A 13872-nucleotide genomic window follows, 5' to 3' on the forward strand; every position below is an offset into this window, starting at 1 on the left:
CACTTTTCCTTACAACAAACAGGGCACCGCTATGGTGCCCTGTCTCTTTCTTACGTTTAAACCCTTATACTGAACCTCAGGAAAACGAATAACGATAAGGAGGAATACCTACCGTGTTGACGTTGTTACACCTGCTCTCCGCAGTCGCACTGCTGGTATGGGGCACCCATATCGTTCGTACCGGTGTGATGCGCGTGTTTGGCGCACGTTTACGTACCGTTCTCAGCGGCAGCGTTGAGAAGAAGCCGCTCGCCTTCTGCGCGGGTATTGGCGTCACGGCGCTGGTGCAAAGCAGCAACGCCACCACCATGCTCGTCACCTCGTTCGTGGCGCAGGATCTGGTGGCGCTCGCCCCGGCGCTGGTGATTGTCCTTGGCGCCGACGTCGGTACCGCGCTGATGGCGCGTATCCTGACGTTCGATCTCTCCTGGCTGTCGCCACTGCTGATTTTTATCGGCGTCATTTTTTTCCTCGGCCGTAAGCAAAGCCGTGCCGGGCAGCTTGGCCGCGTCGGTATTGGCCTCGGGCTGATCCTGCTGGCACTGGAGCTGATTGTGCAGGCTGTCACGCCGATCACCCAGGCCAACGGTGTGCAGGTCATCTTCGCCTCGTTAACCGGCGATATTATGCTGGATGCGCTGATCGGCGCGGTATTCGCCATCGTCAGCTACTCCAGCCTGGCAGCGGTCCTGCTGACGGCGACCTTAACCGCCGCAGGGGTAATTTCCTTCCCGGTGGCGCTGTGCCTGGTGATCGGTGCCAACCTAGGCTCTGGCCTGCTGGCGATGCTCAACAACAGCGCCGCCAACGCTGCCGCCCGCCGGGTGGCGCTGGGGAGTTTACTGTTTAAGCTGGTGGGTAGCCTGATCATTCTGCCGTTTGTGCACCCGCTGGCGAACCTGATGGATAATCTCTCTCTGCCGAAAGCGGAGCTGGTGATCAACTTCCACGTCTTCTACAACCTGGTGCGCTGTCTGGCGATGGTGCCGTTTGCCGCGCCGATGGCCCGCTTCTGCGAGCGGCTTATTCGTGATGAACCGGAGCTGGACGCGCGCCTTAAACCGAAGCATCTGGACACCTCGGTGCTGGATACTCCTGCGCTGGCAATCGCCAATGCCGCCCGCGAAACGCTGCGCATGGGCGACGCGATGGAAACCATGCTGGAAGGGCTGCAAAAGGTGATGCACGGCGAGCCGCGCGAAGAAAAAGAGCTGCGCAGGCTGGCGGACGATATCAACGTGCTCTATACCGCCATCAAGCTCTATCTGGCGCGGATCCCCCAGGACGAGCTGGCGGAAGAGGAGTCGCGCCGCTGGGCGGAAATCATCGAGATGTCGCTTAACCTGGAGCAGGCTTCGGATATTGTCGAGCGTATGGGCAGTGAAATCGCAGACAAATCCCTGGCCGCACGCCGGGCGTTTTCTGTTGAAGGGCTGAAAGAGCTGGAAGCGCTGCACGAACAGCTGGTCAGCAACCTGAAGCTGGCGATGTCGGTCTTCTTCTCCAGCGACGTGCCGAGCGCGCGCCGCCTGCGCCGCAATAAGCATCGTTTCCGCATCCTTAATCGCCGCTACTCACACGCCCACGTTGAGCGTCTGCACCAGCAGAACGTGCAGAGTATCGAGACCAGCTCCCTGCACCTGGGGCTGCTGGGGGATATGAAGCGTCTCAACTCGTTGTTCTGTGCGGTGGCGTACAGCGTGATGGAGCAGCCGGATGAAGACGACGAGCGGGATGAGTATTAATCCCCAGAGGGTTTGATTGTTAACCCAAGGCCCAATGCTTTCATGACCGCCAGCGTGGTTTTGAGCGTTGGGTTCCCCTTATCACTGAATGATCGATACAGTTGTTCTCGTGACAGGCCCGTTTGCTGGGAAATGGTCGACATCCCTTTCGCTCGGGCGATGACGCCCAGCGCTTTAGCAATGTACGCTGAGTCACCCGTCTCTAATGCATCAGCCATAAACACAGCGATTTCCTCGTCATCCAGCAGTGCGTTGGCTGGATCGTAGGGTGTTAATTTATGCATGCTCATTCACTCCTGCCATTGGGATACATTGCTCAGCATTTTTGCCATAAGTATGTCTCTGGCCTGGCTGCTTTTGTCACCACCACATAACAGCACGATGATGCAATTGCCCTGGTCCTTAAAATAGATCCTGTAGCCCGGGCCAAAGTGGATCCTCAGTTCACTGATACCTTCTCCCACAGGTCTAATGTCGCCCGCTAAGCCATTTGCCAGCCTAAAGAGGCGGGAGGCGATAATCGTCTTTGCCCGCCTGTCCTTTAAATTTTGCTCCCAGCGTCGGAAGGATTCTGTCTGAACGATCTCCTTCATATTACTCCCTGTGATTTATAAACTACAAGCAATTGTCTCTGGAGAGTAAAGCTAAAAGGAGTTAGCCCAAGGATAAATAGCCTGACGCTAAATCCTGAAAGCGTCTCGCAAACTAAAAAACCCGTCTCAGTAACCGTCGGCTAATCTTTTTTTCCAGCCCAAACCTAAGGTATATTTCGCCCTTCACAGGAGAAACTATGCTGCCAACTCAATCAACCCGATTAAACAAATACATTAGCGAGAGCGGGATCTGCTCACGTCGCGAGGCTGACCGTTACATTGAACAGGGTAACGTGTTTCTTAACGGCAAACGCGCCACCATTGGCGATCAGGTAGTGCCTGGCGATGTGGTGAAAGTGAATGGTCAGGTCATCGAACCGCGTGATGCCGAAGACCTGGTGTTTATCGCGTTGAACAAGCCGGTTGGGATTGTCAGCACTACGGAAGACGGTGAACGGGACAACATCGTTGATTTCGTGAACCACAGCAGCCGTATTTTCCCGATTGGTCGCCTGGATAAGGACTCTCAGGGGTTAATTTTCCTGACTAATCACGGCGATCTGGTGAACAAAATTCTGCGTGCCGGTAACGACCACGAGAAAGAGTACATTGTTACGGTGAACAAGCCGGTCACGGACGAGTTCATCCGGGGAATGGGCGCAGGCGTGCCGATTCTGGGCACCGTGACGAAGAAGTGTAAAGTCAGAAAAGAGGCGCCGTTTGCGTTTCGTATCACGCTGGTGCAGGGCCTGAACCGCCAGATCCGCCGCATGTGCGAGTACTTCGGTTATGAAGTGACGAAGCTGGAACGCACGCGCATCATGAACGTCAGCCTGTCCGGGATCCCGCTGGGCGAGTGGCGTGACTTAACGGATGACGAGCTGATCGAGCTGTTCAAACTTATCGAGAACTCCTCGTCCGAAGCGAAGCCGAAAGCTAAAGCCAAACCGAAAACGCAGGCGATTAAGCGTCCGGTGGTGAAGGCACCGCAGGCGGAAGAGAAAGGGCGAGGCAAGCCGGGCAACGGAAAACGCTTTACCCAGCCGGGGCGCAAAAAGAAAGGGCGCTGATTAGCGCCTTCCACGGGTTGATGTGCTGGCGGACCAGGAAAAAGTCGCCTCTGCATCGGGTTTATACGCCTGCTCTTTTTTCAGCTTGCGGGCTTTTTTCGCCGCAGCATCACGTTGCGCCATCAGTTTATCGATGTACTCTTTTTTAACCTGATTGGTTTCGGCGTTCGTCAGCGTGCGGCCATGCGCGATGCGGGCGCGGTCGAGAAGCGTTTTCAGTTCGCGCTGCTCGGCTTCGGTCATGTCTTTCTGGGTCAAACGTGGTGTAGCCATTGCTGAAGCCTCCTGATGGGGAGGCTTCAGTGTAAAGCAAGCCGGGTCAATTAACCCTGTTTTACCGCATCTTTTTTCGGTTGGTCATCAATCGGCTTACCGGACCAGTATCCAGCTAACAGCGAACCGGACAGGTTGTGCCAGACAGAGAACAGCGCCCCCGGTAGCGCTGCCAGCGGTGAGAAGTAAATTTTACCCAGCGCCGCTGCCAGGCCGGAGTTCTGCATCCCCACTTCGATCGCCAGCGTGCGGCAGGTGGATTCGTCAAAGCCAAACAGCTTTCCGCCCCAGTAACCGCCCAGCAGACCAATAGTGTTATGCAGCACAACCGCGACGATCACCACAAAGCCCACCGAAGCAATGTGCGATGCGGAACCGGCTACCACGGCGCTGATAATGGCCAGAATGCAGACCATCGAAAACGCGGGCAGATACGGCTCAACCGCTTTCACCACCCGCGGGAAGAGATGGTGGATCACCAGCCCCAGCGCAATCGGGATCACCACAATTTGCAGGATGCTGAGCAGCATGCCCATCACGTCCACCTGGATATGCGCGTCCACATACAGGCGGGTTAACAGCGGCGTGGCAATCACGCCCACCAGCGTGGAAACGGACGAGATGGTGACGGAGAGCGCCACGTCGCCTTTCGCCAGATAGATCATGACGTTAGATGCCGTACCGCTGGCGACGCTCCCCACCAGCACCATCCCTGCGGAAAGGTCGGGCGGCATCTTAAAGGCCATCGCCAGCAGCCAGGCCGCGAGCGGCATCACCAGGTAGTGCAGGAAAATCCCTGCGGCAACCGGTGCCGGGCGAGACAGCACGCGTTTGAAATCGTCAATTTTCAGATGCACGCCCATGCCGAACATAATCAGCATCAGCAGCGTGGTGACCCACGGACCAATGCCCGTGAACGTGGTGGGAGTGTAATACGCGAGTACAGAGAGCAGCAGCGCCCATAACGGGAACAGCCGCGTGATGGCGGATAACATAGTGGTTTCCTTGCAGTATTGTCGTGTTGTTTAGTTATGAAAAAGCCGGGTCTGTGCCCGGCTTGTAGATAATGTTTATCGTGCTAACGAATTTTATTCAAACAAATTCTGATGAAGTTTCTGCACCACCTGCTCCGCCTGGTCGGCTGGGACCAGGAAGCAGAGGTTGTAGCTGGACGCGCCGTAGCAAATCATGCGGATATTGAACGGGTCGAGCACGCCGAACACCTCTTTGCCCACGCCGCACGCGCGCGACAGCTTATTACCGATGATGGCCACCAGCGCCAGATCTTCTTCCACCTCCACGCGGCACAACTCGGAAAGCTCAATCAGCAGCGACTGCGTCAGCAGGGTGTCGCCGGTAGAGGTGGAGCCGGTGGTGTCGAGCGTCAGCGCGATGCTGACTTCTGACGTGGTGATCAGGTCCACGGAGATATTGTGGCGCGCCAGGATGCCAAACACTTCCGCCAGAAATCCACGGGAGTGCAGCATATTATGGCTGTGCAGGGTAACCAGCGTCTGCTTACGACGCAGGGCCAGCGCGCGGAACAGCGGTGGGTTCTCGGTTTTCTTGCAGACCAGCGTCCCGCCCGCCTTTGGATCTTTACTGGAGCCAACGAAGACCGGAATGTCGCTGCGCACGGCGGGCAGCAGGGTGGCCGGGTGCAGCACTTTCGCGCCGAAAGTCGCCATTTCAGCCGCTTCTTCAAAGGCGATCACGTCAATACGTTTTGCCGCAGAGACCACGCGCGGGTCGGTGGTGTAGATACCCGGCACGTCCGTCCAGATATCCACGCGGGTGGCGTGCAGGGCTTCACCCAGCAGGGCGGCGGTGTAGTCGCTACCGCCACGGCCCAGCGTGGTTGTGCGCCCTTTGGCTTCGCTGCCGATAAAGCCCTGGGTGATCACTATGCCTTCATCCAGGCGCGGGGCAAGCTGCTGGTTAGTCAGCTCAGCCAGGGCTTCCACGTCCGGCTCGGCGCGGCCAAAGCGGTCGCTGGTGCGCATCACTTTACGCACGTCGAACCACTGCGCCTGAATATTGCGCTCGCGCATGATCTCAACGAACAGCAGTGTGGACATCAGTTCGCCGTGGCTGACCAGTTCATCGGTCAGTGCGCTGGAGGTGGCCAGCGACGCGGCTTCTGCCAGGGTGGTGATATTTTCCAGCAGGCGTTCCACTTCCTCACGAATGACGTTCGGGTTTTGCAGACGCTCGAGAATGTCGAACTGAATTTTGCGCAGTGCATCCAGCTTCACGAAACGCTCGGTCGCTTCCAGTCCTTCAGACAGGGAAACCAGCAGGTTCGTCACGCCGGCTGAGGCGGAAAGCACCACCAGGCGGGTATTCGGATCGGCCAGCACCACATCGGCGCTGCGGTTCATGGCATCGTAGTCTGCCACACTGGTGCCGCCAAACTTGGCGACCACAAAACTCGTCATAACAACCTCGTGTCAGGGAATGAATAGAGCGACCTTGGCACAAGAATGAAGCGAGAACAGGTGCAGGCGCAAAATACGGCCCTATAAATAAAATGCGGGGGAGGTCCTGTCAATGCTGGGATTATGCGGATTTTTCATGGGGGGGTACCCCTCAGAAACAGGACTTATAACAGGCCCATATTTTATGCTCCTTTTTCCCTCTTTTTGACCAACATTTCGCCACGCCGGAAGGGCGCGACAGCAGCTATACTTTTCGGGTCTTTTCACCTGCGTTTGATGCAGACCAGGGCAATGGCATAAAAACCATCACAATTTTTATTTGCAGGCGCTACAATCGACCGCAGTCACAATTCTCAAATCAGAAGAGTATTGCTATGAAAAACATCAACCCAACGCAGACCGCTGCATGGCAGGCACTACAGAAACATTTTGATGAAATGAAAGACGTCACCATCGCGGAACTGTTCGCGAAAGATGCCGATCGTTTCAGCAAGTTTTCCGCCACCTTCGATGACCTGATGCTGGTGGATTTCTCCAAGAACCGTATCACCGAAGAGACGCTGGCGAAGCTGCAAGATCTGGCGAAAGAGACTGAGCTGGCAGATGCCATCAAAGCCATGTTCTCTGGTGAGAAAATCAACCGCACCGAAGACCGTGCCGTCCTGCACGTGGCCCTGCGTAACCGTAGCAATACGCCAATTATCGTTGACGGCAAAGATGTGATGCCGGAAGTGAACGCGGTGCTGGAAAAGATGAAAACCTTCTCTGAAGCGATCATCTCAGGTAGCTGGAAAGGCTACACCGGCAAAGCGATCACCGACGTCGTAAACATCGGTATCGGCGGCTCTGACCTCGGCCCGTTCATGGTGACCGAGGCGCTGCGCCCGTACAAAAACCACCTCAACATGCACTTCGTGTCCAACGTCGATGGGACTCACATCGCTGAAGTGCTGAAAAAGGTGAACCCGGAAACCACGCTGTTCCTGGTGGCGTCTAAAACCTTCACCACTCAGGAAACCATGACCAACGCCCACAGCGCGCGCGACTGGTTCCTGAAAACCGCGGGCGACGAAAAGCACGTGGCGAAACACTTTGCGGCGCTGTCCACCAACGGTAAAGCGGTGGGTGAGTTCGGTATTGATACCGCGAACATGTTTGAGTTCTGGGACTGGGTGGGCGGCCGCTACTCACTGTGGTCTGCGATCGGTCTGTCCATCATCCTGTCCGTGGGCTTCGACAACTTCGTTGAACTGCTCTCCGGCGCGCACGCGATGGACAAACACTTCTCCACCACCGCGCCTGAGAAAAACCTGCCGGTACTGCTGGCGCTGATCGGGATCTGGTACAACAACTTCTTCGGCGCTGAAACCGAAGCGATTCTGCCGTACGACCAGTACATGCACCGCTTTGCGGCCTACTTCCAGCAGGGCAACATGGAATCCAACGGCAAGTACGTTGACCGTAACGGCAACGCGGTGGATTACCAGACTGGCCCAATCATCTGGGGCGAGCCGGGCACCAACGGCCAGCACGCGTTCTACCAGCTGATCCACCAGGGTACCAAAATGGTACCGTGCGATTTCATCGCCCCGGCGATTACGCACAACCCACTGTCCGACCACCATCCGAAGCTGCTGTCTAACTTCTTCGCCCAGACCGAAGCGCTGGCGTTCGGTAAATCCCGCGAGGTGGTTGAGCAGGAATACCGTGACCAGGGTAAAGATCCGGCTACGCTGGAGCACGTTGTGCCGTTTAAAGTGTTCGAAGGCAACCGTCCAACTAACTCCATTCTGCTGCGCGAAATCACGCCGTTCAGCCTGGGTGCGCTGATTGCCCTCTACGAGCACAAAATCTTCACTCAGGGCGCTATTCTGAACATCTTTACCTTTGACCAGTGGGGCGTTGAGCTGGGCAAACAGCTGGCAAACCGCATTCTGCCAGAGCTGGGTGACGATAAAGCGATCGACAGCCACGACAGCTCCACCAATGGTCTGATTAACCGTTATAAAGCCTGGCGTGCGTAATAAATATGTCATGAACAATGCCGGCGATATGCCGGCATTTTTTTATCGGATAATTCCTGATGTCTGTTAGTTATCTCAAATTCTGAAGCTGAGTTTAATCCGAAAAAGACGGTAACCCCGTTAATTGCTGAGGTTTATTTTAAGAAAATACGGAGTGATGCTTTAATGTTCTTATATTATAACTGGTTGATTTATATTGATTATATATTTCCTTGATTCTTTTTTCCTTCCATTTTTAACCATTAGTCTGAAAACCTCATCCCTATTTACCCCCACGGTAAACCCACTGCTTTAGTTGTGTATACTCGAATCCGCCTGAATTTCTTTTCGGGCAAATCTCCATTCATTCATTGAAGGGAAATTGTTATGAAGAAAGTACTGTATGGCATTTTTGCCATATCTGCGCTTGCGGCGACGTCTGTCTATGCAGCTCCGGTCCAGGTCGGGGAAGCAGCAGGGTCGGCAGCGACGTCTGCGTCTGCGGGGAGTTCTACCGCAGCCAGCACCAGCGCCGTAAGTTCAGCCGTGGGTGTCGCGCTGGCGGCAACCGGTGGCGGTGATGGCTCCAATACCGGAACCACGACCACTACGACGACCAGCACCCAGTAATAACGGGTGTTTTAATCATAACCACACTTCGGTGTGGTTATTTCGCCCCTTCGGAGAAGAGTCGTGAAGCGACCTGCAATCATCCTGATTTGCCTGCTGTTGCAGGCGTGCTCAGCTACCACCAAAGGGCTGGGCCACTCACTGTGGGACAGCATGTTCGGCACGCCGGGCGTGCATCTGACCGATGACGAACTTCAGAACATGCCGTATGCCAGCCAGTACATGCAGCTAAACGATGGTCCGCAACTGTTTGTGGTGCTCGCTTTCGATGAAAACGGGCAGCAGAAATGGGTGACGCAGGATCAGGCCACCATCGTGACGCAGCATTCCCGCATCGTGAAAACGTTGCTCGGTGGCGACAACCTGCTTGAGGTGAACAACCTGGCTGAAGATCCGCTCATCAAGCCGAATCAGATCGTCGATGGCGCAAGCTGGACGCGCACGATGGGCTGGACCGAGCATAAACAGGTGCGCTACGCCACGGCCCGCTCCACCTTCCGCTGGGACGGTACGGACAGTGTCAAAGTGGGCAGCGACGAAACGCAGGTGCGCGTGCTGGATGAAGAAGTGACAACCGATCAGGCCACCTGGCATAACCGCTTCTGGGTGGACGAAGAGGGGCAAATCCGCCAGTCCTTACAGTATCTCGGTGCCGGTTTCTTCCCGGTGAAGGCCACCCTGATCAAGGCGGCGAAATCATGAAAATGTTCATCCACATTGCGCTTCTCGCCAGCCTGACCTCGCCGCTGGCGTGGTCTGCGGGAACGGTACAGGTCTACACCCCGGACAGCGAAAAACCTAAAACCTTAACCAATGCCGGGCATCTGCTCGATCTGGTGGGGCAGCCGAGGCTGGCGAAAAGCTGGTGGACCGGGGCGGTGATCAGCGAGCGTCAGGCGACGATCGTAGCGGAACAAAAACATCAGGCGCTGCTCGCCCGACTGAGCGGGCTGGCACAACAGGAAGATACCGACGATGCCGCGGCCATTACTAGCCTGCGTCAACAGCTTCAGGCGGTTAAGGTGACGGGGCGCCAGAAGGTGAATCTGGATCCGGATGAGGTGCGCGTTGCGGAAAACGGCAATCCGTCGCTGGAAGGGGACTATACCCTGTGGCTTCCGGCTCAACCTTCCACCGTCACCGTGATGGGGCTTCTCAGCAGCCCTGGCAAAAAGCCGTTTGCGCCGGGCCGGGACGTGGCGAGCTATCTCGACGAGCAAAGTCTGCTCAGCGGAGCGGATAACAGCTATGCCTGGGTGGTCTATCCGGACGGGCATACGCAGAAAGCGCCGGTGGCTTACTGGAATAAACGCCATATCGAACCTATGCCAGGCAGCATCATTTTTGTCGGTTTTGCCGACCATTTCTGGACGAAAGCGTATGACGGGCTTAATGCCGATATCCTTCGCTCCCTGATACAGCGGATACCGGAATAATGAAAAAAACCTATCTCTACAGCATGCTTGCACTGTGCGTGAGTGCCGCCTGTCATGCAGAAACGTATCCGGCACCCATCGGCCCGTCGCAGTCCGATTTTGGCGGCGTGGGCTTACTGCAAACCCCAACCGCGCGTATGGCCCGCGAGGGGGAAATCAGCCTTAACTATCGCGATAACGATCAGTACCGTTACTACTCTGCGTCCGTGCAGCTGTTCCCCTGGCTGGAGACCACGCTGCGCTACACCGACGTGCGTACAAAACAGTACAGCAGCGTGGATGCCTTCTCCGGCGACCAGACTTATAAAGACAAAGCTTTCGACGTGAAGCTGCGCCTGTGGGAAGAGAGCTACTGGATGCCGCAGGTCTCCGTTGGTGCGAAGGATATCGGCGGGACCGGCCTGTTTGACGCGGAATACATCGTGGCCAGCAAAGCCTGGGGACCGTTTGATTTCTCACTCGGTCTGGGATGGGGCTATCTCGGCACCAGCGGCAACGTCAAAAATCCGTTCTGTACCTACAGCGATAAATACTGCTACCGCGATAACAGCTACCAGAAAGCGGGCTCCATCAACGGGGACCAGATGTTCCACGGCCCGGCCTCGCTGTTTGGCGGCGTGGAGTATCAAACACCGTGGCAGCCGTTACGTCTGAAGCTGGAGTACGAAGGAAACGACTACTCGCAGGACTTCGCCGGGAAAATTGAGCAAAAGAGCAAGTTTAACGTCGGCGCCATTTACCGCGTCACCGACTGGGCCGACGTTAACCTCAGCTATGAGCGCGGTAATACCCTGATGTTTGGCTTTACCCTGCGCACTAACTTTAACGACATGCGGCCGCACTACAATGATAACCCGCGGCCAAAATATCAGCCGGAGCCGCAGGATGCGATCATTCAGCACTCCGTGGTAGCGAACCAGCTGACGCTGCTGAAATATAACGCGGGCCTGGCGGATCCAAAGATCCAGACCAAAGGCGATACGCTGTACGTCACCGGCGAGCAGGTAAAATACCGCGACTCCCGCGAAGGGATCGAGCGCGCCAACCGGATCGTCATGAACGATCTGCCGGAGGGGATCCGCACGATCCGCGTGACGGAGAACCGCCTCAACCTGCCGCAGGTCACAACCGAAACCGATGTTGCCAGCCTTAAGCGTCATCTTGAAGGCGAACCGCTGGGACATGAAACCGAGCTGGTACAAAAACGCGTTGAGCCGGTGGTGCCAGAGAGCACCGAGCAGGGCTGGTATATCGATAAATCCCGCTTCGATTTCCATATCGATCCGGTGCTGAACCAGTCCGTGGGTGGGCCGGAAAACTTCTACATGTATCAGCTGGGGGCGATGGCGACGGCGGATCTGTGGGTGACCGACCACCTGTTGACCACTGGTAGTCTGTTCGGCAACATTGCCAACAACTACGACAAATTTAACTACACCAACCCGCCGAACGATTCAAAACTGCCGCGCGTGCGTACCCGCGTTCGCGAATATGTGCAGAACGATATCTACGTGAATAACCTCCAGGCCAACTACTTCCAGTACTTCGGCAACGGCTTCTACGGCCAGGTTTACGGTGGCTATCTGGAAACCATGTTCGGCGGCGCCGGGGCAGAAGTGCTTTATCGTCCTGTCGACAGCAACTGGGCGTTTGGGATTGATGCTAACTACGTGAAACAGCGTGACTGGCGCAGCGCGCAGGACATGATGAAATTCACCGACTACAGCGTCAAAACCGGCCACCTGACCGCCTACTGGACGCCGTCGTTCGCGCAGGACGTGCTGGTGAAAGCCAGCGTCGGCCAGTATCTGGCGGGTGATAAGGGCGGCACGCTGGATATCTCCAAACACTTCGACAGCGGCGTGGTGGTGGGCGGCTATGCCACCATCACCAACGTTTCGCCAGACGAGTACGGGGAAGGGGACTTCACCAAAGGGGTGTACGTGTCGATTCCGCTGGATCTGTTCTCATCAGGCCCAACCCGCAGCCGTGCGGCAGTGGGCTGGACGCCGCTGACGCGCGACGGCGGTCAGCAGCTTGGACGTAAATTCCAGCTGTATGATATGACCAGCGATAAGAACATTAACTTCCGCTGATGCTTATTTGCCCGGTGGCGCTGCGCTTACCGGGCCTACGAGAGTGTTTTTGTAGGCCGGGCAAACGCAGTGCCGCCCGGCAAGAATGTTCATCTGGACAAAACATAAACAAAAAATATAGATCCCCGTCACATTTTTGCGTTATACAGGAACCTCGCCTTGGAGAATGAGGTGCTGTATGACATCCCTGACTCGTCCGCGCGTTGAGTTTATCTCAACGATACTCCAGACCGTGCTGAACCTCGGTCTGCTGAGCCTTGGCCTGATCCTGGTCGTTTTTCTGGGTAAAGAGACGGTGCATCTGGCGGATGTGCTGTTCGCCCCTGAGCAAACCAGCAAATACGCGCTGGTGGAAGGCCTGGTGGTCTACTTTCTCTACTTTGAATTTATCGCCCTGATTGTGAAGTACTTTCAGTCCGGCTTTCACTTCCCGCTGCGCTATTTTGTCTACATTGGCATCACCGCCATTGTGCGGCTGATCATCGTCGATCATAAATCCCCGCTCGACGTGCTGATCTACTCGGCGGCGATCCTGCTGCTGGTGATCACCCTCTGGCTGTGCAACTCGAAGCGGCTGAAACGCGAATAAAAAAAATGGCGGCCCGGAGGCCGCCGAATAACAGTCACAAGTTGGTTCAATACAATACGTCTAAAGTTGAGGGTTGCAGTGGCATAACAAATGAAACTTAACCTTTCACACCGCCCGCCGTCAGGCCGTTGACCAGCCAGCGCTGGGCCAGCAGGAACACCACGGTAATCGGGATGGCAGAGAGGACGGCCGCCGCGGCAAAGTCGCCCCACAGGTAGTTTTGCGGGTTGAGGTACTGCTGCATACCGACGGCAAGGGTGTAGCTGTTCACATCGCGCAGTAGCAGTGAGGCGACCGGGACTTCGGTGATGGCGGCGATAAACGACAGGATAAACACCACCGCCAGAATCGGCACCGACAGCGGCAGCAGCACCAGACGGAACGCCTGCCACGGTGTCGCCCCATCCAGCGCCGCCGCTTCTTCCAGCGAGCCGTCGATGGTTTCGAAATAGCCCTTGATAGTCCACACATGAAGGGCGATGCCGCCAAGATAGGCGAAGATCACGCCGCCGTGAGTGTTCAGGCCGATGAACGGCACATACTGCCCAAGACGGTCAAACAGGGCATACAACGCCACCAGCGACAGCACGGCCGGGAACATCTGGAAAATCAGCATCCCTTTCAGCAGCGTCGCTTTGCCCGGGAAACGCATACGGGCGAAGGCGTAAGCGCAGGTGGTGGAGAGCGTTACGATGCCGATCGCAGTGATGGTCGCCACCTTCACCGAGTTCCATAGCCACAGCAGCACCGGGAACGGCGGCGGCGTGACGCGGCCATCCGCATGTTCCACGCTGAAGCCCAGCGCGAGCTTCCAGTGCTCCCAGGAGATTTCGTCCGGGATCAGGCTCCCGGTGGCGAAGTTCCCCGAGCGCAGGGAGATGGCGATAACCATCAGCAGCGGGAACATGATCGCCGCGATGAAAATCAGCAGGCCTAAGTGCGTCGCGAGGAGGCGCAGTTTCTGAGATTTGGGTTGTACCATTGCCATGTTCAGTGCCC

At 56.3% G+C, this 13872-nt stretch carries 14 protein-coding genes; 8 read left to right on the plus strand and 6 right to left on the minus strand.

The annotated features are described in order from the left end of the window. Nucleotides 1-113: 113 nt before the first annotated feature. Nucleotides 114-1745 carry a Na/Pi cotransporter family protein gene (locus L463_RS17115; RefSeq protein ID WP_032104798.1) on the plus strand — a complete coding sequence of 544 codons (1632 nt, stop codon included), beginning with the start codon at nt 114-116 and terminating at the stop codon, nt 1743-1745. Here the strand turns inward: L463_RS17115 and L463_RS17110 are convergent. Then, nucleotides 1742-2029, minus strand: coding sequence for an addiction module antidote protein (locus tag L463_RS17110; RefSeq protein ID WP_023295755.1), 288 nt, complete (start codon nt 2027-2029; stop codon nt 1742-1744). The genes L463_RS17115 and L463_RS17110 overlap by 4 nt on opposite strands. A 6-nt stretch (nt 2030-2035) precedes the next feature. Continuing rightward, complete coding sequence (locus tag L463_RS17105; protein ID WP_023295756.1) at nt 2036-2338, minus strand: type II toxin-antitoxin system RelE/ParE family toxin; 303 nt, start codon at nt 2336-2338, stop codon at nt 2036-2038. A gap of 197 nt (nt 2339-2535) precedes the next feature. On the opposite strand from L463_RS17105, the gene rluF reads away from it, so the two are divergent. Next, a complete protein-coding gene (gene rluF, locus L463_RS17100) occupies nt 2536-3408 on the plus strand; it encodes a 23S rRNA pseudouridine(2604) synthase RluF (protein WP_003860347.1) in 873 nt (290 codons plus the stop codon). Here rluF and L463_RS17095 read toward each other — a convergent pair whose 3' ends face one another. The 3 genes from L463_RS17095 to lysC form a co-directional block, all read right to left on the minus strand. Continuing rightward, complete coding sequence (locus tag L463_RS17095; protein WP_017382612.1) at nt 3409-3681, minus strand: YjbD family protein; 273 nt, start codon at nt 3679-3681, stop codon at nt 3409-3411. Between the two features lie 50 nt (nt 3682-3731). After that, nucleotides 3732-4676 carry a ketopantoate/pantoate/pantothenate transporter PanS gene (panS, locus tag L463_RS17090; RefSeq protein ID WP_023295757.1) on the minus strand — a complete coding sequence of 315 codons (945 nt, stop codon included), beginning with the start codon at nt 4674-4676 and terminating at the stop codon, nt 3732-3734. A 93-nt stretch (nt 4677-4769) separates the two neighbouring features. Then, a complete protein-coding gene (gene lysC, locus L463_RS17085; RefSeq protein ID WP_006810501.1) occupies nt 4770-6119 on the minus strand; it encodes a lysine-sensitive aspartokinase 3 in 1350 nt (449 codons plus the stop codon). Between the two features lie 374 nt (nt 6120-6493). Between lysC and pgi the strand changes: the two genes are divergently transcribed. The 6 genes from pgi to psiE all read left to right on the plus strand — a co-directional run bounded on the left by pgi (nt 6494) and on the right by psiE (nt 12873). Beyond that, nucleotides 6494-8143, plus strand: coding sequence for a glucose-6-phosphate isomerase (gene pgi / locus L463_RS17080; protein ID WP_032103668.1), 1650 nt, complete (start codon nt 6494-6496; stop codon nt 8141-8143). 366 nt (nt 8144-8509) lie between these two features. After that, nucleotides 8510-8752 (plus strand): exopolysaccharide production protein YjbE, encoded by a 243-nt coding sequence (yjbE, locus tag L463_RS17075; RefSeq protein WP_003860341.1) that lies wholly within the window; start codon nt 8510-8512, stop codon nt 8750-8752. A 63-nt stretch (nt 8753-8815) separates the two neighbouring features. Continuing rightward, nucleotides 8816-9454, plus strand: a complete 639-nt coding sequence (locus L463_RS17070) for a YjbF family lipoprotein (protein ID WP_017382614.1) — start codon at nt 8816-8818, stop codon at nt 9452-9454. Then, nucleotides 9451-10188 (plus strand): capsule biosynthesis GfcC family protein, encoded by a 738-nt coding sequence (locus L463_RS17065; RefSeq protein WP_032103670.1) that lies wholly within the window; start codon nt 9451-9453, stop codon nt 10186-10188. Before L463_RS17070 ends, L463_RS17065 begins: the two co-directional genes overlap by 4 nt. After that, on the plus strand, nt 10188-12284 hold the full coding sequence (locus L463_RS17060) for a YjbH domain-containing protein (protein WP_032103673.1): 2097 nt from the start codon (nt 10188-10190) through the stop codon (nt 12282-12284). The genes L463_RS17065 and L463_RS17060 overlap by 1 nt, the downstream gene beginning before the upstream one ends. 178 nt (nt 12285-12462) lie before the next feature. Beyond that, nucleotides 12463-12873 (plus strand): phosphate-starvation-inducible protein PsiE, encoded by a 411-nt coding sequence (psiE, locus tag L463_RS17055; RefSeq protein WP_000202963.1) that lies wholly within the window; start codon nt 12463-12465, stop codon nt 12871-12873. A 97-nt stretch (nt 12874-12970) separates the two neighbouring features. On the opposite strand, the gene malG is transcribed toward psiE, so the two are convergent. Next, nucleotides 12971-13861: a maltose ABC transporter permease MalG gene (gene malG, locus L463_RS17050; protein ID WP_003860332.1), complete on the minus strand. Its 891-nt coding sequence runs from the start codon at nt 13859-13861 to the stop codon at nt 12971-12973. Between the last annotated feature and the right edge of the window lie 11 nt (nt 13862-13872).

This window comes from Enterobacter sp. BIDMC 27, assembly GCF_000534415.1.
Taxonomy (GTDB): Bacteria; Pseudomonadota; Gammaproteobacteria; order Enterobacterales; family Enterobacteriaceae; genus Enterobacter; species Enterobacter hormaechei_C.